Source organism: Spiroplasma endosymbiont of Agriotes lineatus, assembly GCF_964019485.1.
Lineage (GTDB): Bacteria > Bacillota_I > Bacilli_A > Mycoplasmatales > Nriv7 > Nriv7.
Genome location: NZ_OZ026448.1, coordinates 992,152 through 1,015,350 on the forward strand (window position 1 = coordinate 992,152; position 23,199 = coordinate 1,015,350).

General features: G+C 26.6%; 29 protein-coding genes and 3 pseudogenes. 23 read left to right on the forward strand and 9 right to left on the reverse strand.

Features of this window, described 5'->3' with window-relative positions; genetic code table 4:
• Nucleotides 1-71 precede the first annotated feature (71 nt).
• Nucleotides 72-1,186: pseudogene (locus AACK93_RS06455) on the reverse strand (IS3 family transposase).
• 349 nt (nucleotides 1,187-1,535) lie between these two features.
• On the opposite strand from AACK93_RS06455, the gene AACK93_RS06460 reads away from it, so the two are divergent.
• From AACK93_RS06460 to AACK93_RS06505, 10 genes are all read left to right on the forward strand, one after another.
• Nucleotides 1,536-1,862 carry a hypothetical protein gene (locus AACK93_RS06460; protein WP_339024219.1) on the forward strand — a complete coding sequence of 109 codons (327 nt, stop codon included), beginning with the start codon at nucleotides 1,536-1,538 and terminating at the stop codon, nucleotides 1,860-1,862.
• A 2-nt stretch (nucleotides 1,863-1,864) separates the two neighbouring features.
• Complete coding sequence (locus AACK93_RS06465; protein WP_339024220.1) at nucleotides 1,865-2,086, forward strand: hypothetical protein; 222 nt, start codon at nucleotides 1,865-1,867, stop codon at nucleotides 2,084-2,086.
• The gene (locus AACK93_RS06470) at nucleotides 2,086-2,247 is read left to right on the forward strand and encodes a hypothetical protein (protein ID WP_339024221.1); all 162 of its coding nucleotides are present in this window, start codon (nucleotides 2,086-2,088) and stop codon (nucleotides 2,245-2,247) included. The genes AACK93_RS06465 and AACK93_RS06470 overlap by 1 nt, the downstream gene beginning before the upstream one ends.
• 327 nt (nucleotides 2,248-2,574) lie before the next feature.
• The gene (locus AACK93_RS06475) at nucleotides 2,575-2,727 is read left to right on the forward strand and encodes a hypothetical protein (protein ID WP_339024222.1); all 153 of its coding nucleotides are present in this window, start codon (nucleotides 2,575-2,577) and stop codon (nucleotides 2,725-2,727) included.
• A 3-nt stretch (nucleotides 2,728-2,730) separates the two neighbouring features.
• Nucleotides 2,731-2,904 (forward strand): hypothetical protein, encoded by a 174-nt coding sequence (locus tag AACK93_RS06480; RefSeq protein ID WP_339024223.1) that lies wholly within the window; start codon nucleotides 2,731-2,733, stop codon nucleotides 2,902-2,904.
• A gap of 24 nt (nucleotides 2,905-2,928) precedes the next feature.
• Entirely contained in the window at nucleotides 2,929-3,378 is a 450-nt protein-coding gene (locus AACK93_RS06485; RefSeq protein WP_339024224.1) for a hypothetical protein, read from the forward strand.
• The gene (locus AACK93_RS06490; RefSeq protein WP_339024225.1) at nucleotides 3,315-3,917 is read left to right on the forward strand and encodes a hypothetical protein; all 603 of its coding nucleotides are present in this window, start codon (nucleotides 3,315-3,317) and stop codon (nucleotides 3,915-3,917) included. Before AACK93_RS06485 ends, AACK93_RS06490 begins: the two co-directional genes overlap by 64 nt.
• A 6-nt stretch (nucleotides 3,918-3,923) precedes the next feature.
• Nucleotides 3,924-4,208: a hypothetical protein gene (locus tag AACK93_RS06495; protein ID WP_339024226.1), complete on the forward strand. Its 285-nt coding sequence runs from the start codon at nucleotides 3,924-3,926 to the stop codon at nucleotides 4,206-4,208.
• Between the two features lie 2 nt (nucleotides 4,209-4,210).
• Nucleotides 4,211-4,459 carry a hypothetical protein gene (locus tag AACK93_RS06500; RefSeq protein ID WP_339024227.1) on the forward strand — a complete coding sequence of 83 codons (249 nt, stop codon included), beginning with the start codon at nucleotides 4,211-4,213 and terminating at the stop codon, nucleotides 4,457-4,459.
• Nucleotides 4,460-4,481: 22 nt separating this feature from the next.
• The gene (locus AACK93_RS06505; protein WP_339024228.1) at nucleotides 4,482-4,697 is read left to right on the forward strand and encodes a hypothetical protein; all 216 of its coding nucleotides are present in this window, start codon (nucleotides 4,482-4,484) and stop codon (nucleotides 4,695-4,697) included.
• Between the two features lie 62 nt (nucleotides 4,698-4,759).
• Here the strand turns inward: AACK93_RS06505 and AACK93_RS06510 are convergent, their stop codons facing one another.
• Nucleotides 4,760-5,449, reverse strand: coding sequence for a TrkA family potassium uptake protein (locus tag AACK93_RS06510; RefSeq protein WP_339024229.1), 690 nt, complete (start codon nucleotides 5,447-5,449; stop codon nucleotides 4,760-4,762).
• Between the two features lie 125 nt (nucleotides 5,450-5,574).
• Between AACK93_RS06510 and AACK93_RS06515 the strand changes: the two genes are divergently transcribed.
• A complete protein-coding gene (locus AACK93_RS06515) occupies nucleotides 5,575-7,326 on the forward strand; it encodes a TrkH family potassium uptake protein (RefSeq protein ID WP_339024230.1) in 1,752 nt (583 codons plus the stop codon).
• Between the two features lie 11 nt (nucleotides 7,327-7,337).
• Complete coding sequence (locus AACK93_RS06520) at nucleotides 7,338-8,243, forward strand: bifunctional 5,10-methylenetetrahydrofolate dehydrogenase/5,10-methenyltetrahydrofolate cyclohydrolase (protein ID WP_339024231.1); 906 nt, start codon at nucleotides 7,338-7,340, stop codon at nucleotides 8,241-8,243.
• Nucleotides 8,244-9,040: 797 nt separating this feature from the next.
• On the opposite strand, the gene AACK93_RS06525 is transcribed toward AACK93_RS06520, so the two are convergent.
• Nucleotides 9,041-9,280 (reverse strand): IS1/IS1595 family N-terminal zinc-binding domain-containing protein, encoded by a 240-nt coding sequence (locus tag AACK93_RS06525; RefSeq protein ID WP_339024232.1) that lies wholly within the window; start codon nucleotides 9,278-9,280, stop codon nucleotides 9,041-9,043.
• Between the two features lie 56 nt (nucleotides 9,281-9,336).
• Here AACK93_RS06525 and AACK93_RS06530 point away from each other — a divergent pair.
• The 8 genes and pseudogenes from AACK93_RS06530 to AACK93_RS06565 all read left to right on the forward strand — a co-directional run.
• Nucleotides 9,337-10,444 (forward strand): annotated as a pseudogene (locus AACK93_RS06530) (IS3 family transposase); the annotation flags it as partial.
• 205 nt (nucleotides 10,445-10,649) lie between these two features.
• Nucleotides 10,650-12,305, forward strand: a complete 1,656-nt coding sequence (locus AACK93_RS06535) for a ribonuclease J (RefSeq protein WP_339024233.1) — start codon at nucleotides 10,650-10,652, stop codon at nucleotides 12,303-12,305.
• A 32-nt stretch (nucleotides 12,306-12,337) separates the two neighbouring features.
• Nucleotides 12,338-12,589: a hypothetical protein gene (locus AACK93_RS06540; RefSeq protein ID WP_339024234.1), complete on the forward strand. Its 252-nt coding sequence runs from the start codon at nucleotides 12,338-12,340 to the stop codon at nucleotides 12,587-12,589.
• A gap of 1,269 nt (nucleotides 12,590-13,858) precedes the next feature.
• The gene (locus AACK93_RS06545; protein WP_339024235.1) at nucleotides 13,859-14,080 is read left to right on the forward strand and encodes a hypothetical protein; all 222 of its coding nucleotides are present in this window, start codon (nucleotides 13,859-13,861) and stop codon (nucleotides 14,078-14,080) included.
• Nucleotides 14,080-14,241 (forward strand): hypothetical protein, encoded by a 162-nt coding sequence (locus AACK93_RS06550; protein WP_339024236.1) that lies wholly within the window; start codon nucleotides 14,080-14,082, stop codon nucleotides 14,239-14,241. The genes AACK93_RS06545 and AACK93_RS06550 overlap by 1 nt, the downstream gene beginning before the upstream one ends.
• Before the next feature lie 324 nt (nucleotides 14,242-14,565).
• A complete protein-coding gene (locus tag AACK93_RS06555) occupies nucleotides 14,566-14,730 on the forward strand; it encodes a hypothetical protein (RefSeq protein WP_339024237.1) in 165 nt (54 codons plus the stop codon).
• Nucleotides 14,712-14,897, forward strand: a complete 186-nt coding sequence (locus AACK93_RS06560) for a hypothetical protein (RefSeq protein WP_339024238.1) — start codon at nucleotides 14,712-14,714, stop codon at nucleotides 14,895-14,897. The genes AACK93_RS06555 and AACK93_RS06560 overlap by 19 nt, the downstream gene beginning before the upstream one ends.
• A gap of 27 nt (nucleotides 14,898-14,924) precedes the next feature.
• On the forward strand, nucleotides 14,925-15,128 hold the full coding sequence (locus tag AACK93_RS06565; RefSeq protein ID WP_339024239.1) for a hypothetical protein: 204 nt from the start codon (nucleotides 14,925-14,927) through the stop codon (nucleotides 15,126-15,128).
• Between the two features lie 92 nt (nucleotides 15,129-15,220).
• Here AACK93_RS06565 and AACK93_RS06570 read toward each other — a convergent pair whose 3' ends face one another.
• The 4 genes from AACK93_RS06570 to mgtE form a co-directional block, all read right to left on the reverse strand.
• Nucleotides 15,221-15,706, reverse strand: coding sequence for a hypothetical protein (locus AACK93_RS06570; protein ID WP_339024240.1), 486 nt, complete (start codon nucleotides 15,704-15,706; stop codon nucleotides 15,221-15,223).
• 44 nt (nucleotides 15,707-15,750) lie between these two features.
• Entirely contained in the window at nucleotides 15,751-16,086 is a 336-nt protein-coding gene (locus AACK93_RS06575; protein ID WP_339024241.1) for a lipoprotein, read from the reverse strand.
• A gap of 724 nt (nucleotides 16,087-16,810) precedes the next feature.
• Nucleotides 16,811-16,999: a hypothetical protein gene (locus AACK93_RS06580; protein ID WP_339024242.1), complete on the reverse strand. Its 189-nt coding sequence runs from the start codon at nucleotides 16,997-16,999 to the stop codon at nucleotides 16,811-16,813.
• Between the two features lie 152 nt (nucleotides 17,000-17,151).
• Complete coding sequence (mgtE, locus tag AACK93_RS06585) at nucleotides 17,152-18,582, reverse strand: magnesium transporter (RefSeq protein WP_339024243.1); 1,431 nt, start codon at nucleotides 18,580-18,582, stop codon at nucleotides 17,152-17,154.
• A gap of 338 nt (nucleotides 18,583-18,920) precedes the next feature.
• On the opposite strand from mgtE, the pseudogene AACK93_RS06590 reads away from it, so the two are divergent.
• Nucleotides 18,921-20,037, forward strand: a pseudogene (locus AACK93_RS06590) (IS3 family transposase); the annotation flags it as partial.
• Nucleotides 20,038-20,610: 573 nt separating this feature from the next.
• Here the strand turns inward: AACK93_RS06590 and AACK93_RS06595 are convergent.
• Complete coding sequence (locus AACK93_RS06595; RefSeq protein ID WP_339024244.1) at nucleotides 20,611-21,072, reverse strand: UPF0236 family transposase-like protein; 462 nt, start codon at nucleotides 21,070-21,072, stop codon at nucleotides 20,611-20,613.
• Nucleotides 21,073-21,472: 400 nt separating this feature from the next.
• Between AACK93_RS06595 and AACK93_RS06600 the strand changes: the two genes are divergently transcribed.
• Both AACK93_RS06600 and AACK93_RS06605 read left to right on the forward strand, forming a co-directional pair.
• Complete coding sequence (locus tag AACK93_RS06600; protein WP_339024245.1) at nucleotides 21,473-21,670, forward strand: hypothetical protein; 198 nt, start codon at nucleotides 21,473-21,475, stop codon at nucleotides 21,668-21,670.
• A 2-nt stretch (nucleotides 21,671-21,672) separates the two neighbouring features.
• On the forward strand, nucleotides 21,673-21,894 hold the full coding sequence (locus AACK93_RS06605; protein ID WP_339024246.1) for a hypothetical protein: 222 nt from the start codon (nucleotides 21,673-21,675) through the stop codon (nucleotides 21,892-21,894).
• 141 nt (nucleotides 21,895-22,035) lie between these two features.
• Here AACK93_RS06605 and dnaJ read toward each other — a convergent pair whose 3' ends face one another.
• On the reverse strand, nucleotides 22,036-23,163 hold the full coding sequence (dnaJ, locus tag AACK93_RS06610) for a molecular chaperone DnaJ (protein ID WP_339024247.1): 1,128 nt from the start codon (nucleotides 23,161-23,163) through the stop codon (nucleotides 22,036-22,038).
• Nucleotides 23,164-23,199: the final 36 nt, after the last annotated feature.

Below are 23,199 nucleotides of genomic sequence, written 5' to 3' on the forward strand. Positions count from 1 at the left end.
CACATAAATATGGTCCAACTTATTGTAACCTATCAAATCTCGAATGGCAACCCTTTTTAGGACACTTTTTATTATGTAGACTGCCATTTTCTAAATTCAACGGGTGTTAAATAATTTAAGCTACCGTGAATCCGAATATTGTTGTATCAATTAACAAAATCAAATAGTTCGTATTTTAATTGTGTTAAATTTTCAAATTTTTTACCCTTAATAAATTCCGTTTTAAAAGTTTTGTAAGTTGTTTCAGCCACAGCATTATCATAAGGACAACCTTTATCTTTATTGCTTAATGATCTTTTAATATTAAAGGTTATTAAAATTTCATCAATGATTTTATTTTTGAACTCATTACCACGATCGGTATGAAATAAAGTTATTTGCTTTAATGGTCGTGTTATCCTTATGAAAAGCTTGTTGAACTAGTTAAGTGGTTTTGTTTGGCCCGGCATTATAGTCAATTACTTCGCGATTAAACAAGTCAATTAATAAGCAAATATAATGTCATTTCCCATCAACTTGCACATATGTTAAATCACTAACAACAACTTCATTGGATTTTTTGTCATTAAATTCACGATTTAAAACATTACTAATTTGGGCATTATTAACTGTTATTTTGTAATTATGATATTTTAATTTGGTGTATTTAGAAACCAAATTATTTTTGATCATAATGCATCTGATTTTTCGTCGCGATAAGATGGTATCTTTTCTTATTAAAACAGCTTTAATTTTACGGACCCCATAAATTTTGCGACTTTTATTAAATGCACTGATAACTTCTTGTTCATAATTATTAACTTGCTTGTTAGTGCATTTATTAGGTTGATAATAATATGTTGATTTTGATAAACCCGAAATCTTACATATTTTCCTCACTGAATATTTGTTTTTGTTGTTATTAATTATTGTTATTTTTTGGCCATTATCAGTGCCGCTTGCTTTAAAATATCGTTTTCCATTAGTAATTGTTTTAATTCTTTTCGTAAGTAAATTAATTCATTTTCTTCATTACTTTGATATCTTTTGCTTTAAAAGAACCAGAATTATCGAATGATTTTATTCAATTATAAATAGCAGATTTTGAAATACCCTATTCATTAATAATTTCAATAATGATTTTCCCGCTTTGATAAAGCATGACAATTTGTTTTTTAAATTCATCTGTATATGAATTTTTGCCCATTTTTTTATATTCCTACTTTCTTATATAATTTTATCTTATTTTGAAAGTTCACATAAATATGGTCCAACTTATTGTAACCTATCCATTGAAAAATGAATGGGTAGATTTCCTAAAAAATATACACGCTATTAAATTAGTTCCAAGGGGAGGATGCGGATGTTAAAGTGTAGAAATTTTTATATAATGGTATGATAAGTTTAAAATTATTAAAATTTTTATCTAATAAAAAAACAAAATTTATTAACAAAGCTTGTTAAACACTTAAATCTGCGATATATAAGTGTTTAAAAAACTAAGTTAGTTAACTAAGTTAACTAACTTAGTTTATTTATAAGAAAGGTAATTTATTATGAAAAAAACTGAAAACATTTTCTTAAATACTAAAAAATATCTCTTAAAAGAAACACAAAACGCAATGCTTATTAAAGCATCACAAATTCCGTGGTTTAATGAACAAATCGGTATTTGGTTTCCAAAGCGATTTGTTTATAAAGGAAAATACGAAAATTCAATTTGTATTGGAATAATAAAAGATAGTAAATATCAAGTAATCTCAATTAATCAAAAAGAAAATGAAACCAAATTAATTAAGGGACAAGAATTATTAAGCTTCTTCATTGCCGGAAAAGAAAACAACAAAAAAGATATAAATTATAACTATTTTAAAGGAGTTTAAAAATGAATATTGCGATTGGAATAATATTTATTATCATTTGCATAATGCTATTGGCATATTTTGCTTATAAAATTTATGCCAAAATAAAAATGCGAATTAAATATAAAAACGCCATTAAAAATAATACTGGTAATTTTACAAAAAACGAAAAATTATTTATTGCCCGCTTTGAAGAATGAGTTAAAGCTCCTAATTCAAAAGAAAATAACGAGAATAAAAAATAATGTTTTGAGAAATTATTATGGAATTTTTAGAACTGTTTATTTCGATGGAAAAAATGCCTGCACAAGTCGCGTTTATTGCCGGATTAATTATTATCATTACTTTTCTTTTCGCCTTAATTTCAATTATGTATTTACCAATAAAAATGATTTTTGGGCGATAAAAAATGACAGTAAATTTAAAAGAATTTAATTAAGAACAAATTAAACAAACTTTCTGAGATTTATTTATTCAAATTATAACTATTCCGACTCATATTAGTGGCGGCAAAGAAATTGATTTAACCAAAGCACCGCTTTGACTTTTAATATCAAACATTGCTTTTTGATTCTTAACCGCGATTATGGTGTGATTTATTTTAATGCTACTTTGGAAAACCATATCAGTATTTAGATAGAGGCAAAATTAATGTCAAGAAGTTACATTGTGATGCATTCCCAAAGAAATTCAAAATTAATTAGAAAAAAATATAACCGTGTTAAGGTTAATCGTGGTTTTAACAAATTTAAGAAAAACTTTGAATATAAATGATGAATGTTTTAAAGAGAAAGGGAGTGATTATATGATTGGAACTTTTTTAACAGAAGCCACCCCACCAGCAGTAACAAAAATAACAGCTAGTGACGCGATGACCGATGACTAAATTATGAAATGCGATTATAAAACAGCGTTTACTAAAATGTGAGAAATTATTGCTGTTAATATGACACAAGTCGGTGACTTCTTTGCTGATTACTGAATATTCATTTTTCCATTTATTTTGGCAATATTCTTTATTTGCTTTAAAATGTTTGAAAAATTACTTGGAGCAGTACGCTAACAAAAAAATAAAGTGAGGTGCAAGATGAAATTTTGCAAATGAATAATAGAAAAAAATAACCATTTTATTGAATTAAATCGCACCTCATTTTTAATTTTATGACATTGCGGAGCAATTTGATATGTTTACAACGGTTATTTTAAAAACATTGTAAGCTATTTATTTTTAGCAGGTTGTATTTTAATTTTTCTTTTTAAAATCGGTAATTTAACACAAATTAACAAAGTGATTAATTTCTTAAAAAATAACTCACCATTAAATATTGTTATTGGTTCGTTAAGAACTGGAAAAACCGCTTTTCTAGTATACGCATCAAAAATTACTAAAAAAGAAGAAATATCATATCGCATCAACCTTCCCATTACTAGAAACCCAAAAATTAAGTTTAGGGCATATGGGTTTGTTAGACTTTGATTATCCGGTATTGCCCAGACAAAACCTTACTTTTGTGAGATGAAACCAACTTATTTTTAGAGGGAACTGATTGAGAAAAAAATAATACCAAAAACGAAGAAACTGGTATTCAAGAGTATTTTGCTCTGGCACGCCATTTCGGTCATATTGTGCTTGCTGGCGGTCAAAGAGATAAACATATTTGAGTTAAAATTCGTGATATTGCCAATAATGTGATTGTCGGCATTCGTAAAAAACCCGTTAATATTTTTCGTCCCTACTTAAAAGTCATTTATGGTACGTTTACGAGCATTGAAGAATATGAACGCTGAAGAAACATCTTAATTGATGCTAAAAATAGTAAAAAGGGTCGTCGCATTAAATATCGCGATATTCCTGAACTTGATATTTATTTTTTTAAACTAAAAATTCCTTTACCAATATTAAACACTTACAATTCTTTTTACCTAGCGTTTTTAAGAGATTACTTAAATGCAAAAGTGAATCCTGACTATGAAAACAAATACTATAATGACACCGCAATTGATTTAGAAGATTTGGAATATTTAAAAATGGATAAATTTAGCAAATTTTTAAGAAAAATGAAAGAAAAGGAATAATAAAAAATGGCAAATCTCGCAAAAATGGCCGACTTTCTCGCCCAAATGCTTTATAAAGTTTTTGATTTAATTTGAAGTCTTGAAGTGCCGGGAACGAATATTCAACTAATATTTCCTTTATTCTTAACGCTGGCTGTAGAATTTCTTATGGCAATTATTCTTGGATTTGGTAGTCTACAAGTTAATTTAGAAAAACAACGCCAATATGCTGTTAAAAATAAGGGGCGTTTAAGTGCGTGAGGAAAAGTTAAAAAGCAAGTAAAACCAATAAAAACCAAACAAGGTAACTAACAATGTTTAAACTAATTATTATTTTTATCTTAATAACTGTTCTTGGATTATTAGCAGGTAGTCATTTTGAAACTTTAACGAACTATATTAGCGAAGGGCTTGCCAATTTCCAAAAGTTTATTACTAGCAATTTAACAATTTTAGAACTATTTAAACCAATGGCACGAACATTTTCGCAACACCCAATCTTTACTATTCTTGGTGTTACTTGTGTAATTATTGCCTTATTTATTGTAATTAAAGGACGATAAAAAATATGAAAGGAGAATAAAAATGAAAAAACTTTTAGCAAAATTATTTAAAAAAGATAATTCAAAAGAAAAAATGCCATTAAAATTCAAAATTCAAAATTCTTTTAAAAAGCAGTGGTTAAAAATATTATTAAGTATCATTTTCATTTTTATAAGCTTATTAATTTGTGCATTAACAGTAATCGATACTAAATGAATAACTGGAACAAGTAAAGAATTTAATAATTTTATGAATTAACAAATGGTTAAATTCTTTGGCAAATTAAATAGTGGTATTATGTGGTGTGGTATGCTGTTTTTTTAAATATCTTCGGTTTCTTTTCCTCCTGTAATATATTCGTGGATTTCTTGGATGTATTTATTTTTAGCAATGAATAGAACTTCGTCGCCGTAGCTGAGAATGGTATCTGCATCAGGAAGGATGATTTTTTTGTTGTGTTCAATGCGAATGACATTAACTCTTTTGTTGTTAATTAGTTTGATTTCTTCAAGAGGTTTTCCTAAGATGTTTTTGTTTGTTGCTTCAGCAGAACTAATACTAAATTCACCATCAACATCTTTAATGTCAACTTCTAAACCTCATAGGGCTTTTAGGGCAGTTTGTCTTCCTGTGGAAATATCGGGTTTAATAATTTGGTTAATACCAATTGCTCGTAAAATGTGTTCATGACGATAATCAACAGCTTTAGCAATGATATTAGTAATTTCAAGTTCTTTTAAGTTTGCTGCCACTAAGACTGATGATTGGATATCGCTACCGATAGCAATAATAATGTCATTAATATTTTTAATACCAATACTTTCTAATGCTTCTAAGTCAGTGGCATCTAATTCATAGCCGTTAATGTTAGCATAATTTCCGGTAATTTTTTTGATTTTACTATTATCTTTATCAATGACAATAACATTATGATTCATTGATGCTAATGTTTCAGCAACTGCTGTGCCAAAATTACCTAAACCAATTATACAAAATTCTTTTGCTGCCATTATAAATCACCTCTTATATATTTGAAACTATTACCATAAAATTATACTATATTTTATCTTAAAATAATAATCTAAGTATAGTATAATTGAGTAATAAACGAGTAATCAGCATCGCGAGGGTCAGAATGGAAGATATTGATAAATTTTCTAATAATAAAAAGTATCTTACTTGATTTAAAAAACTTGGTCAAGTTTTTAAAAATATTTTTATTGGTAATACTGTTAATAAGAAAATTTTGCGAAATTATTTATATGCTGTTTTGGTGGGAACAATTTTATTAATGACACCTTGAGCTGTTAGTAAGAACTATCAATGAGATTTTTTAACAGCATTGTTTACTGCTTCAAGTTCATTTTCTGATACTGGATTAAGTTTAACATCACCAGCTAAAGATTTAAGTTTTTTTGGTCAAATTGTTTTGTTGTTGCTAATTCAAATTGGTGGTATTGGAATTATGACTTTAAAGATTATTTTGTTTATTGTAATTGGAAAAAATATTAGCATTGAAGAAAGAATGCTTTTGCAATCAGAAAGAGGTAATACTAAACTTGGTGGTACCGTACAATTAATTAAAAATGCTTTTTATGTTTTAGCAATTGTGGAAATTACTGGTGGGGTGATGCTATTTTTTTATTTTTATTTTACACCAATTGATTATTTAGATTCTTTAAAATCACAATCAATTAATTCAATTGTTGAACTATTAGAAAAATCGTTTAATACGCCGGATAATTTTAAAGAAATGTTAATTGCCAAGGTTTCTGATTGAGAAAATTTTGTTACTGCTGAAAAGGAATTTTCTAAGGAATTAGCACAAATTATTAATGGTGTTACTAATAAATATGATAGTAATTCTATAGGATTTTTACAAATAATTGATAATGATTATTTGCAACAATTAATTACTAAGAATTTTAATGTTACCTATCGAAATTTTGGTAGTAGTTTTTGATCAGGAATTTTTCATTCGGTTTCGGCTACTAATAATGCCGGTTTTGATATTATTGGTCCTAATTCTTTAAGTCCCTATCGAACACAATATTTTGTTCAGGTAGTTTTTTTAGTTCAACTGATTATTGGTGGTATTGGTTATCCTGTTTTTTATGATTTAAAGCAAAAGGCTGTGGCGCGTTATCGTAGTATTAAAGTTAATTTTTCATTATTTACTAAAATAAATGTTATATATTATTTTTCAATTTCTTTTATTGGTATTTTAGCAGTAATTTTGGTTGAATATTTTGTACCAACAAAGTTTAGCAATATTTTTATTGATGGCGGTATTAGAAATGTTACTAATAATAACGCCGAGACTTTAATGGCGATTATTTTTAATACTTTTTCAACAAGAAGTGCTGGATATAGTACGATTGATATTAGTTATTTTAAATTGCCTTCAAAGTTTATTTTTTTGATTTTGATGTGGATTGGGGCATCACCTAGTTCTACTGGTGGCGGAATTAGAACGACAACGCTGGCATTAGTTATGATGAGCATTATTGCTAGTGCGACACGAAAAAATAATATCAATATGTTTAAAGCTAAAGTTCCTAATGAGACAGCAAAACGAGCAACAGCAGTTTTTATTATGGCGATTTTAATTGTCTTTTTGGTGTCTTTAATTATTGTTAGCGAAAATGTGCAAGTGCCGATTGTTGAAGCTTTATTTATATCTTCGTCGGCTTTTGGAACGGCAGGTTTAACAACAATTCCTGATTTTGGACTAAGTTTTTCTGATTATGGTGTTATCAGTAAATTATTTTTAATTAGTTTAATGTTTATTGGTCAATTAGGAGTATCAAATACTTTATTATTAGCAGCAAGAAAAAATGAAATTGAACGATTTGCATATTTAGAACAAGATGTGCCCATCGGATAGGAGGAAATATAATGGCAGTTATAATGGATGGAAAAGCGATTGCTAATGAGATTCAAAATAATTTGAAAAACAATATTAGTAATTATTTAGAAAAAAATTTACGAAAGCCTCATTTAGTAGTATTTTTGGTAGGAACAGAAGAGGCATCAAAAGTATATGTTAATCATAAAATAAAGGTTTGTGAAAAATTAGAAATTCAAGTTAGTTTAAAAACTTTTAATGAAAATGTTAGTGAGCAGGACTTATTAACAGTAATTAATAAAGTAAATAATGATGATACGATTGATGCGATTTTGGTGCAGTTACCATTGCCTAAACATCTTAATAAAAACCGGATTTTAGATCATATTAATGATCATAAAGATGCTGACGGTTTGCATTATATTAATGCTGGTAAGTTATTTCAAGGGTTAAAAACGATTGCTCCTTGTACCCCATTAGGAGTAATTAAACTGTTAGAAGCGTATAATATTGATGTTTTTAAAAAAACGGTTACAATGGTTGGAACAAGTAATCTTGTTGGTAAACCTTTGGCTATTATGTTGCATCATTTAGGGGCAACAGTTACATTATGTAATGAAAATACTGTTGATTTAAAAAAGCATACTATTAGTAGTGATATTGTTATTAGTGCTGTTGGTGTTGCTAATTTAATTGATGAAACAATGATTAAATCTAATGCGATTGTAGTTGATGTTGCCGTTGTTCGTGATTTGGAAACAAATAAGATTTGTGGTGATATTAAGTTTGATATAGTTAAAGAAAAAGTTAGTTATATTACTCCAGTTCCTGGAGGTATCGGACCAATGACAATCGCAATGTTATTAACTAATGTTTATGACTTGTATGTTATTAATATGAATAAGAAAAATTTAAATATTGTTAATGTGAATAATAAAAATTTAGTTGTGAAATAGAATAGCAATTTGTGTGAAATCATTTAGAAATTAATCGAGTCTGTCCAAAATTTTGTGTCTTGATAATTCATTCTGAATTCTATTCAGAAGAAATAGAACAAAAAATTATAAAAAAGAAAACGGGCGCATAAAGCTTTGTTAGGTAGGACAAAGATTTGAATACGTATTAAGACAGTCAGCAATGATTGTCTTTTTATTTTATAAGATGTTAAAAATTTGTTCTTTGAAAATTAAATACAAGTGAATTAATAATGTTGGTATGTATTAAAGCACGATAAATTGTTGGTGGTCGCCATAACCAAAAGAAGTTTGCCAGTTAATAGATAACATCCCGTGATCGGGTTTAGTTTTCTTAGGTATTTTTTAAAAAAGAAAAAATAATCATTTACTATAAATTATTTCAATATGCAAATTAAATATATATTTCTTATGTATGATTTTTGTTGTAAAAACTTATTTTAATGTTGTTTTTATAAGCGTTTTTTTAGTTTTTATAACATTTTATTAAGATTATGTTTGTTGATATTAAATATTTTGTTTTATTACTTATTTTTTAAATAAAATGATAATTAAATTGTCGTTGCTTCTCATTAAAAATTATTTAAACTTTTTCCTAACTAACAAAAATTTATGAGTCCGTTTGTAATTTTTGTTTTGCAAATTTGATTAATAAATGTGTAATAAATTTACAATTGAATGAAAAAAAGTCTTTTTCATTTTCTACCTTTAAGGTGTGTGCCCTTTACTAGATTATCCTAACAATGAAATTTGAATCAATAAATTTCATTGTTCATAATTTAAATGGCTTCAATAAATAAATGATGACGAAAAGCATCAAAACTAGCTCGACATTTTTTACATAAATATTTTTGTTTTCTTTCTAGATTATGACCATTTTTAACATAATGACAAGATTCACAATTAGGGCATTTAATCTCTTTGTCCCTAAATTCTTGATCAATTTCATTTAAACGTTTTTGTTTTTTAATTAATTCTGCTTGGCTTGGTAGTTGATAGGTTACAATAAGTTGGATCATATTTATGTGGACTTTCAAAATAAGATAAAATTATATAAGAAAGTGGGAATATAAAAATGGGTAAAAATTCATATACAAATGAATTTAAAAAACAAATTGTCATGCTTTATCAAAGCGGGAAAATCATTATTGAAATTATTAATGAATAGGGTATTTCAAAATCTGCTATTTATAATTGAATAAAATCATTCGATAATTCTGGTTCTTTTAAAGCAAAAGATATCAAAGTAATGAAGAAAATGAATTAATTTACTTACGAAAAGAATTAAAACAATTACTAATGGAAAACGATATTTTAAAGCAAGCGGCACTGATAATGTCCAAAAAATAACAATAATTAATAACAACAAAAACAAATATTCAGTGAGGAAAATATGTAAGATTTTGGGTTTATCAAAATCAACGTATTATTATTATTATCAACCTAATAAATGCACTAACAAGCAAGTTAATAATTATGAACAAGAAATTGTCAATACATTTAATAAAAGTCGCAAAATTTATGGGGCCCGTAAAATTAAAGCCGTTTTAATAAGAAAAGATATCATCTTATCGCGGCGAAAAATCAGATGCATTATGATCAAAAATAATTTGGTTTCTGAATACAAATACATCAAATTAAAATATCGTAATCACAAAACAACAACTAATAATGCCCAAATTAGTAATGTTTTAAATCGTGAATTTAATGACAAAAAACTTAATGAAGTTGTTGTTAGTGATTTAACATATGTGCAAGTTGGTGAGAAATGACATTATATTTGCTTATTAATTGACTTGTTTAATCGCGAAATAATTGGATTGAATATAATGCCGGGCTAAACGAAACCACTGAACTAATTCAACAAGCTTTTCATAAAATAACACGAACTATTAAAGCAAATAACTTTATTTCATACCGACCGCGGTAATGAGTTCAAAAATAAAATCATTGATGAAATTTTAATAATCTTTAATATTAAAAGATCATTAAGCGATAAAGGTTGTCCTTATGATAATGCTGTGGCTGAAAAAACTTACAAAACCTTTAAAACGGAATTTATTAAGGGTAAAAAATTTGAAAATTTAACACAATTAAAATGCGAACTATTTGATTTTGTTAATTGATACAACAATATTCGAATTCACGGCAGCTTAAATTATTTAACACCCGTTGAATTTAGAAAAAATGGCAGTCTACATAAAAAGTGTCCTAAAAAGGGTTGCCATTCCATGATTTTAAGTATATTCAATAAATATCAAGAGTTTTCTACAAAATTAAAAAATTATTCTCTGTTTAGCTGTATAATCAATGTGTTATAATGATAAAAGTAATATTTTAAAATAAAATTATATTAAATATAGAAAATATAGAGGAGAAAAAATAATTATGGCAACAATAAAAGTTTTTGCATTAGGGGGACTCGATGAACGCGGGAAAAATATGTATGTGGCGGAAGTTAACCGTGATATATTTATTTTTGATGCTGGTAGTAAAATCCCTGAACGAGAAGCATTAGGAATTGATACTGTTATTCCTGATTTTTCTTATTTGAAAGAAAATGTTAATCGCATTAAAGGATTATTTATTTCTAAACCATCAGAGGAATGTTTTGGAGCAATAACATATCTTTTAAAGGATATTAAAATTTCTATTTATGCTAGTAAGTTAACAATCTTTTTAATTAAACAAAAACTGCACAAGTTTAAAGTATGACATAGTGAAAATGAGTTAATTGAAATTAAAGAAAAGGATATTTTATCTTTTGGTGATAATGAAATTGAAGTTTTTAATACGACAACTTGTATTCCTGGAAGTTTTGGTTTTGCTTTAAAGACTATTGATGGAACTATTATTTATACTGGTGATTATATTTTTGATAGTGAAGAACGAAGCAATTTCGCTACGGATATGGCGCACTTAGCAAAAATTGCTAATAATAAAGTTTTATTATTGATGAGTGATTCTGGTTATGCTAGTCGTAATGATTATACGGCACCTAATCATAAATGTAAGAAGTTAGTGGAATCAACTTTTAAGGCAGCAAAGTCTAAAATTATTATTGCTTGTCATGAACAGGATTTATATAAAATAAGTGAAATTTTAGAGTTGGTTAGCGAAACTAATCGTGACGCCATCGTTATGGGGGGCACATTAAAATCAATTTTAGAAGAATTTAAATCAGGAACTTATTTGCAATTTAATAAAATTAAGTTTAGAAATTTAACTAGTGATGATATTAATGACAATTCAGTAATTTTTGTTACTGGTAGTGGCGAGCGACTTTATACAAGATTATATAAAATTATTAGTGGCGATGATGAGCATTTAGAAATAGAAAAGTCAGATACTGTGATTTTAGCAACGCCACCGATTCCTGGTTATGAATTAAAACATGCGAGAATATTGGATGAATTAGCAAGAACTGATGCTTGTTTTATGGCGTTATCCGATAAAAAAGTGTGAGATATGAATGCTTCATATGAGGATATTAAGATGATGATTGGAATTATGAAACCAAAATTTTTTATGCCAGTTAAAGGATTACATAAAAATTTTGTTAGTGCGCAAAATAGTGCTCAAGAAGCAGGGATTCTAATTAATAATATTTTAATTAAGGATAGTGGTCAAATTTTAGAGTTTATTAATGGTAAATTAGGACCATCACCAGTTTCTTTAAAATGTAATAATATTTATGTTGATGGTCTTGGAGTTGGCGATATTGGTGCTGTCGTTTTGAATGAAAGAAAGCAATTAGCTCGCGATGGAGTTTTAATTAGTGGGATTACACTAAATCGTCGTAGTAAAGAGATTGTTTCTTTGGTTGATGTGCAAATGCGTGGGGTTGTTTTTATTCAGGATGATGAGGAATTAACTAATAAAATGCAAACTAAGGTTCGTGCCATTGTTGAAGAACATCAAAAAAAATCAGAGTTTGATGGTGCGATAGTTAAAAATCAAATTCGTAGTGAGTTGCAAGAGTTATGTCGTCAAGAAACAGGTAAAAATCCAATGGTTTTAGCAGTAATTAATGAGATAAATTAAAGATTACTTAAAAAATATGAGGAGATAAAAGAATGAATAACGATAAAATAAATAGTGATTTTGTCGATTTTGAAAATAATCCTCGCATTGCTAAAAAATATGAACAAGAACAACAAGAGAAATCCAAAATTATTCAGTTAAAGAAGACAATTCGGCGTAGTGATAAAATTGGTGGGAAAATATGAGCTTTGTTCATTATTTTTGCTAGTATTTTGGCGATTGCTCGTTTAACTGTTATTGGTCAATTTTTGGATGATGCTTTTTTCAATTTTCTTTTTGAATAATTTAAATATATTGTTTATTTTGTTATTTTAGTAGTTAAGTTAGCTTTGCAATTTTTAGTGGTATTCAAATTAGAATTAAGAAACGAGTTCAAGTAATGATAATATTACTTGTTTGGAGGCATAAAGTTTTGTTAGGTAGAAAAAGATTTGAATACGTATTAAGACAGTCAGCAATGATTGTCTTTTTATTTTATAAGATGTTAAAAATTTGTTCTTTGAAAATTAAATACAAGTGAATTAATAATGTTGGTATGTATTAAAGCACGATAAATTGTTGGTGGTCGCCATAACCAAAAGAAGTTTACAAGTTGATAGATAACATCCTATTAGCTATAGCAATTTGTTTCATTTTGCAATAAAAAAATGAATGGGTTGATTTCCTAAAAATATAAACGCTATTAGGGCGCACAAAGTTTTGTTAGGCAGGGGGTAGGAAAAGGTTTAAATAATTTTTAATGACAAGCAAAGACAACTTAATTATCATTTTATTTAGAAAATAAATAATAAAACAAAATATTTAATATTAACAAACAAAATCTCAATAAAAGGTTATAAAAACCAAGGAAAACGCTTATAAAAACAACATTAAAATAAGTTTTTACAACAAAAATCATACATAAGAAATATATACTTAATTTGCATATTGAAATAATTTATAGTAAATGATTATTTTTTCTTTTTTAAAAAATACCTAAGAAAACTAAACGCGACCCGCTATTAAATTAGTTCCAAGGGCAGGATGCGGATGTTAAAGTGTAGAAATTTCTATATAGAGGTATGCTAAGTTTAAAATTATTAAAATCTTTATCTAATTAAAAAACAAAATTTACTAACAAAGTTTTTTAAACACTTAAATCTGCGATATATAAGTGTTTAAAAAACTAAGTTAACTAACTTAGTTAATATAACTTAGTTTATTCATAAGAAAGGTAATTTATTATGAAAAACATTGAAAACATTTTCTTAAATACTAAGAAATATCTTTTTAAAAGAAACACAAAACGCAATGCTTATTAAAGCACCAAAAATTCCGTGATTTAATGAACAAATCGGCATTTGGTTTTCAAAACGATTTGTTTATAAAGGAAAATATTAAAATTCTATTTGCATCGGAATAATAAAAGATAATAAATATCAAGTAATTTCAATTAATCAAAAAGAAAATGAAACCAAATTAATTAAGGGGCAAGAATTATTAAGTTTCTTTATTGCCGAAAAAGAAAACAACAAAAAAGATATAAATTATAACTATTTTAAAGAAGTTTAAAAATGAATATTGCGATTAGACTAATATTTATTATTATCAGCATCATGCTATTGGCATATTTTGCTTATAAAATTTATGCCAAAATAAAAATGCGAATTAAATATAAAAACGCCATTAAAAATAATACTGGTAATTCCACGAAAGACGAAAAATTATTTATTGCCCGCTTTGAAAAATGAGTTAAAGTTCCTAATTCAAAAGAAAATAACGCGAGTAAAAAATAATGTTTTGAGAAATTATTATGGAATTTTTAAAACTGTTTGTTTCGATAGAAAAAATGCCTGCACAGGTTGCATTTATTGCCGGATTAATTATTATCATTACTTTTCTTTTCGCCTTAATTTCAATTATGTATTTACCAATAAAAATGATTTTTGGGCGATAAAAAATGACAGTAAATTTAAAAGAATTTAATTAAGAACAAATTAAACAAACTTTCTGAGATTTATTTATTCAAATTAAAGTTGTTCTGGCGTGAGTTTCTGGCAAGGAAATTGATTTAACTCAAGAAACACTTTGACTTTTAATAGCAAACATTGCTTTTTGATTCTTAACAGCGATTATGGTGTGATTTATTCTAATGCTACTTTGAAAAACCATATCAGTATTTAGATAGAAACAAAAGTAATGTCAAGAAGTTACATTGTGATACATTCCCAAAGAAATTCAAAATTAATTAGGAAAAAATATAATTGTGTTAAGGTTAATCGTGGTTTTAACAAATTTAAGAAAAACTTTGAATATAAATGATGAATGTTTTAAAAAGAAAGGGGGTGATTATGTGATTGGAACTTTCTTAACAGAAGCACCAGCAGTAACAAAGATAACAGCTAGTAACGCAGCAATGACTAAATTGTGAAACGCAAAATTATAACAGCTTTTACTAAAATGTGAGAAATTATTGCTGTTAATATGCCACAAGTCAGCAACTTCTTTGCTGACTACCACTACTGAATCTTCATTTTTCCATTTATTTTGACCATATTCTTTATTTGCTTTAAAATGTTTGAAAAATTACTCGGCGAAGTCCGAGTTCGCTAACAAAAAAATAATAAAGTGAGGCGCAAGATGAAATTTTGCAAATGAATAATAGAAAAAAATAACCATTTTATTGAATTAAATCGCACCTCATTTTTAATTTTATGACATTGCGGAGCAATTTGATACGTTTACAACGGCTATTTTAAAAACATTGTGTATGATATTATATTTCCAATAACAGGAACAACAGAACTACTTGATGAAACAAGATCCGCCGAAAGAAGCACATAAAGATAATGTCGTTCCAGAAGATAATCTTTCAACTTTAATTTTTAAATTAGATAAATCATTTTCTAGTGCTATAATCCTATTATATAATTCTTTTATATAAAAATGATTTTGAATTGTAACGATGTTTTGAAGTAGTGAATGAAATTGAGTTCTAATTTGAAAATTTTTGTCATCTTTTCAAGTTCTTTTTTTGGCTTGGGAAAAATACGATACATCTTCTTTTTTTGTCTGTTAAATTCTTCGTTTCATTTATAATAATTATTTCCTCGGTTTTTTAACAAATCAGGAGTTCAATTTAAATGACGTTGATTAATAAAATTAACGACCACAGAACTTTCTGTTTTATAATCGCTTGAACTAGAAGCAATTATTTTAGCTGAGGTATTTGTTTTTTCAGTAACATATAAATTATTAATATTCAAAGATTGATTTAGTTTTTTAACTTCATTTAATATTGTAATATTATTATCAGAATTAATAATTTTTAAATCTGTATTTAAAATAAATTCGCTAATTTCTTTAGCACATACTGTACTATAGATAGATGCAGAAGAAGAGGCGATATTGCCAATTGCCACCAACACCTGCGCCTGTAAAAAATCCCAACAACCGCGCGCGCCAATTACGGTGCCAACACCAGGGACAAAACACTACCTATTGCAGCTCCTGCAGCAGCCCCGAACACCCGCCACCCGTTCCGCGTTCCTCCCCCTCCGACAGCAAACTCCACTCCGGCACCGACACCGGCAATTAATTTATTTGCACAATCTGCGTTGTATATTTTTTCTCTTTTATTTCTATTTAGTTTTTCTAAATTATTTGCTTGTTGATAATTAATTTGACTGTTTTCTAATTCATTAATTTGTTTGTGTTTTTGAAAAGAACTAGCAGCAATTATTGTCGGCATTGCAGTTCCACTAATTGTTATTACACCTAATAAACTTAAAAGTTTTTTCATATTAATTTAAATCCCTTTCATAAATTTTTACTAATTAATAAAATTTACCTAATAATAAACAGCCTTTCTCTGAATTTTAATCTGGAATCTACTTACTTTGGAACTTAATTATAAACTATTTTTAAAAATTTCCTGCATTATTTTATAATTTATCATCCCTTTTTTAAAAAAATGCTTGTGCTTGTCATAAGTCTGTTGTATATTAAATCTTGAGACTAATAACATTGCCAACAGTTGAATGTTCTAAAAAAGAAAATAAAACAATATTATCTAATAAAAATGAAATTTTTGAATTAAACTTAAAAAAAGGATTTGTTTACTTAGTAAAAAATAGATGAAAAAAAACCTACTACTGATATAAAATGAGATTTATATATACATACACAACAATTACCAATAAATATAACAAACTGAATAAAAATTGATACAATATCCCCAATTAAGGAAAAGACAATACATAGCATAATAGATAATTACCATTATCACGCAAAAAACGAAAATATTATTGATGAACTTACAAAACTCAACTTTAATATCAAATATGAAGAAATTGAAAACAGTAATATTAAAAAAATGAAATCGTTAATTTAAAAGTAACAATATTAAAAAATCCTACTTTAAAACAACTAATAACAAAAATTGAAGGTCAAACTTTTAATAATTAAATCTAAAAACTTGTTACAACCCAAAGGGGGGGTGTCCAATTAACTGCGTCTCTAAGTAATTAACTTAAGTTCACTCTGTCTTCAAATTTTATTTCTAAAAAATAATCATCAATTTTATCAATTGTATCAGGGATTTTTTGTTTTTTTATAATTTTTTGTTCTACTTCTTCTGAATAGAATTCAGAATGAATTATCAAGACACAGAATTTTGGACAGGCTCATAATAAAGTCTCCTTTACCGCATCCAATTTTTAAATGACAAGGTTGAGTATTATTAAAAATTTTTGATATTCAATCACCTTTATAAGTTTGTGGTTCTTGAATAACAATTTGATAATTATTTTTTAAAAATATTTTTGCTTGCGGTTTATTTCGTAATCTCATATTATTCTCCTATCTATTAAGGGACAAAAAATAATAAAGCAATAGAAAAAAAGATTGTTGTTGATACACAGTCAATAATAGTCGTTACCAAGGGGGCCGCCATAACAACCGGATCCAATCTTAATAATTTTGCAATAATTGGTAAAATTCCTCCCGCTACTTTAGAAATAATAATGATGATTCATAAAGATAATGAAATTGTAATCATTGAAGCTCACTGATCTCAATGTAAAACACCATCATATTTAATAAGATTAATAACAATCATTCTAATAAAATTAAAGCAAATTAAAATTAAACCAACAAAAAAAGATATTCTTAACTCTTTCCAAACAACTTGCCCATAATCTTTAACTGTAACATCACCTAATGATAATGCACGCACAATAGTTGTTGATGCTTGACTTCCAGAATTTCCTCCAGTATCAGCAATAATTGGTAATAACGGTACTAATAAAGTTAAAAACTTATTAGACAAATTACTACTATTATTTTTATTAGCACCAAATAAAGGTAAAAAAGCATCAATAACTAATTCCGAAAAAGTAGCTGAAACTAATAAAAATAACAACCAAAATATTCGCGAACGAACAATTCTTCAAACCGGAGTTTTTAAATATAACATCTCAGTTGGTTTAATCGCGGCTAACTTTTCAATATCTTCTGTTGCTTCTTCTTCCATAACATCTAAAATATCATCAACAGTAATAATTCCAATTAACACATTTTGCTTATTAACAACAGCAACTTCATTTAAATCATATTTTTGAACAATATTAGCAACTAATTCTTGGTCACTATGAGCATCAACACTAACAACATTAGTTTCCATTACACTATTAACTTCTTCTATGCTATTAGCAAAAACTAAATTTCTTAAACTAATAACTCCTAATAACTTATTCTTATTATCAGTAACATAGTACTTATCACTATTTTCTGCTCTTTCACCAAGTTGTTTAACTTTTTTCAATGCTTGACCAACTTTATCATGTTGAAGCAACTGCACAAAATCAACTGACATAATTGAACCGGCACTATTTTCTTCATAATTTAGTAAGATATTAATTTCTTTTCTTTTATCACGCGATGCATTGATGATAAGTTTTTTAACAACTTCCTCAGGTATTTGTTCTAATAATTCAACAATATCATCAGCATATAATTGATTAACAAGTTGCGTTATTTCTGTATTATTTAACTCATTTAATAACATTATTTTTATTTCCGTATCAAGATTAATAAAAACTTCACTAGCTATTTTTGAATCTAATAAACGAACTAAATACAAGACTTCACTAAGATTTTCCATTTTATTAATTACATCAGCTAAATCGGCACTATGCAAATTTTTTAAAATTTTTTCTAAACTTTTCTTATCATTAATATTAATTAATTTTTGCAAATTGCTAATATTTATTTGCAATAAAGACTTATTAATAGACACTAGCAATTTACCTCACAATTATGTTATTTTACTATTATTTATGCAATATTAATTATATCTCGTTTAAATAAGGTCGCGTTTAGTCTTCTTGGGTATTGCTTTGAATAAGTAAAACAATCAGATAATTATATTATTTAAGTACTAAACTAACCCTGCCGTTCTTGTTATTGTCATTTTTATCCATCATGATTTTATCATATTAATTGAATTTTTACACAATAAAAATTATTAATTTTATTAAATTTTCACTAATATTTTTAATTACTTTGGATAGGCTACAATAAGTTGGACCATAATTATATAGACTTCGAAATTATTAAGAAAGAAGGAATATAAAAATGGGAAATAAAACCTCATACTCTGAAGAATTTAAAAAACAAATTGTCATGCTATACAAAAATGGCAAAAGTGTTATTAATTTAGGGAAAGAATATAATTTACCAAAACCAACTATTTATAGTTGAGTTAAAAATTATAATAATTCTGGTTCATTTAAAGCAAAAGACAATCGCACACTAGAAGAAAATGAATTAATTTACTTGCGAAAAGAATTAAAACAATTACGAATGGAAAATGACATTTTAAAGCAAGCCGCACTGATAATGGCCAAAAAATAACAATAATTAATAGCAATAAGAAAAAATATTCGATAAGAAAAATGTATAAATTATTAAATATTTCAAAATCCAATTACTATTATCAAATTAATAAATACACAAGGAAAATAATGAATAATTATAATCAAGAAATTATCAGTGCATTTAACGAAAGCCGCCAAGTCTATGGAGCTCGAAAAATCAAAGTAGTATTAGCTCATAAAAGTATTAACCTATCTAGACGCAAAATTAGAAACATTATGAAAAACAATAATTTGATATCAAAGTACACAAAAACAAGACTTAAATGCAAAAATATTCAAGTAAATAATGATCCACAGTAAATAACATTGTAAACAGAGACTTTAATAATAGAAAAATAAATGAAATTATCGTTAGTGACTTAACTAACTTATATAAAAGTGGGTTTTAAATGATTTTATGTATGTCTCCTAATTGATTTGTATAATCGCAAGATTGTTGGTTATAGTTCCGGACCAAATAAAAATACGGAGTTGGTTTATCAAGCTATTATGCGAATTACTAGACCATTATCAAAAATTGAAATATTTCATACCGACCGAGGTAATGAGTTTAAAAATAATATAATTGATCAATTATTATCTACATTTAAAATTCAAAGATCATTGAGTGCGAAGGGTTGTCCGGTTGTCCATATGATAATGCAGTTGCTAAAGCAACTTATAAAGTTTTTAAAACAGAATTTATTAATGGTAGAAAATTCAATGATCTTGCACAATTAGAACTTGAATTATTTGATTACATTAATTGATACAATAATCTTAGAATACATGGCAGTTTAAATTATTTATCTCCAGTTACTTTTAGAAAACAAATGTCTCTATATAAAAATTGTCCTAAAAAGGGTTGCCAATCCACTTTATTTAATTCATTTTTAGCAACTTTATGAATGTTTTTGATTAATTCTTGATGATTTCCTTTTTTATATAATTCAATTCAACTATTTAGTATTACTTTACGATTTTCAAAAACAATATTAAATGCCGTTTGTTTTAATTTTTTAATAGCATGATAACCATCTAAAATATATCTAACATTACCAAAAATATTGGCAATTTCTCTAATTCAAGTAGTGCCATCGCCACAAACAATTATTTTGTCATAATTAATATTTACATAATGTTTTTGTAATTCTCTAATTAATAAATCACGATATCCATCGTATCTATTCGTTTACCAACTTTTAACATTAGAAAATGACCTCGTTTGTTTTCTAATTTTCTACGAAAATTTTTGTATTTTTTTTCTTTATGTCCGGTATGAGAAGTAACTAAACGAATTCTTTGCTCTTGTTTAACTTTCTGATCTAATATCGCTAAAAATGTCTCATCTAGTTGAATATATAAATTCTTATTTTTGACATCAATTCTAGTTTTAGTTTCTTTTTCTACTAGTTGGGGAAATATTCGGCAATATCATATTTATTTAAAATACTTGAAATACTAGCTTTTGAAATATAATAATGATTTAGAATATCTAAAACATCTCGATACCGTTTGCCATCACCCAAAAGACTTAAAACTTTAAATTGGACATCAAAATAAATGCGTTGTTTGGGCAATAAACCAATTTCTTTATCTAGTAAACATACATATTCAAATTTACCTGATTTTTGATTTCAATATTTATATCGGCGTCGTTTAAAAGTAACATCACCAAAAATTGTAATAATTGTTCTTGACGCAAAATGAACTACTTTATAACCTTGTTTTAAGCGATAATGATATTTATATAAGTATTCATCTAATTTTTCATATTCATTAGCTAATTTTTCACATTTATTGATGTACATATTTTTATGGGTTGCGAATAAACTGAATCAATGCTTGTTTTCTAAGGTTTTTATGGACACATAAAGTTTTATTAGATAGGTAAAGATTTAAATAATTTTTAATGAAAAGCAACGATAATTTAATTATCATTTTATTTAAAAAATAAGTAATAAAACAAAATATTTAATATCGACAAACAAAATCTCAATAAAAGGTTATAAAAAATAAGCAAAATACTTATAAAAAAACATTAAAATAATTTTTTATAACAAAAATTATACATAAGAAATATATCCTTAATTTGCATATTGAAATAATTTATAGTAAATGATTATTTTTTCTTTTTTTAAAAATACCTAAGAAAACTAAACGCGACCATGAAAATTTGTTTTTTAAATTCATATGTATATGAATTTTTGCCCATTTTTATATTCCTACTTTCTTATATAATTTTATCTTATTTTGAAAGTTCACATAAATATGATCCAACTTATTGTAACCTATCCAAAATTAATTTGCATTGGAACAATAAAAAACAGTAAATATCAAGTAATTTCAATTAATCAACAAGAGCAAGAAACCAAATTAATTAAGGGGCAAAAATTATTAGTTTTTTTCATTGCCGAAAAAGAAAACAACAAAAAAGATATAAATTATAACTATTTTAAAGGAGTTTAAAAATGAATATTGCGGTTGGAATAATATTTACTATTATTTGCATAATGTTATTGGCATATTTTGCTTATAAAATTTATACCAAAATAAAAATGCGAATTAAATATAAAAATGCCATTAAAAATAATATTGGTAATTTCACAAAAGACGAAAAAGTATTTATTGCTCGCTTTGAAAAATGAGTTAAATCTCCTAATTCAAAAGAAAATAATGAGAATAAAAAATAATGTTTTGAGAAATGTTAGGTTTTATTTTCAAGTTTTGAAAATAAAACCATATTGTAAATAAATAATCTCGGTTCTAATTTGATACTAATATTTATTATTACAAATATAAAAAAAATATCATTGATTAACGATATTTTTTAACTATTTAAATTTTTTAATAAATTCATTGTTAGGATTAAAATCTAATTCATCACTTAACTGTTGTAAAACCTTTTCTTGCTGTTTTGAAATATGCTTTGGAAAAGCAATTTCTATTTTAACAATAATATCACCGCGTTTTTTACTATTTAAAGGATGATAACTTCCCATTTTAGGAATTGTAAAAACAGCATTATTTTTAGTTTTAGGAGGAATTTTAAATTTCACTGTTTTCTCAAATGTTGGAACTTTAATGATTGCTCCTAACATTGCATCAACAAAAGATATCGGAATTGTAATTAATAAATCTAAATCATCACGCTGAAAAAATGCATGCTTTTGAACTTCAATTTCAATATAAACATCACCACGAGATTGTCCTTTAAGCCCATAATGACCCTTTTCCTGAACACGCACTTTTTGTCCAGAGAAAATTCCTTTCGGGACATCAAGATTAATGTTTTCTTGTTTAGTAACAAACTTTTTACCTTTACATTGTAAACATTTATTTTTAATAACTTCACCAATTCCGTGACAAGAATGACAAAGTCTTTCTTGTCTAATAATTCCTAACATTGTTCTTTGTTCAGTAACTTCAATCCCTCGACCATTACAATTTGAACATTTCACAACATCTCCTGGTGTTTTAGCACCTGTTTGATGACATTCATCACAAGGAAAATTAACATTAACTTTAAAATGAATCGTTGTTCCTAAAATTGCATCTTTTAAACTAATAGTTTCACGATAAAAGATATCTTCACCTTTGTGTGCTTGTGAATGCCGTTGTCGTGTTCTTTGACCACCACTAAAAATATCACCAAAGAAATCACCAAAAACACTACCAATATCACTAAACATATCTTCAAAATTACCAAAACCTTGACCACCACTAAACATATTTGGATCAGCGCCGCCATATTGATCATACATTTTTCGTTTTTGAGAATCAGACAATACTTCATACGCTTCATTAATTTCTTGAATTTTAGCTTCAGCATCAGTTTGTTTATAAACATCAGGGTGATATTGCTTAGCTAACTTACGATAAGCTCGTTTAATATCATCATTGCTTGCATTACGCGATAAACCTAATATTTCATAAAAGTCTCTCTTGTTTTTAGTGCTCATTTTTTAACCCCACCTTGCTCATAAAATGATTCTTAC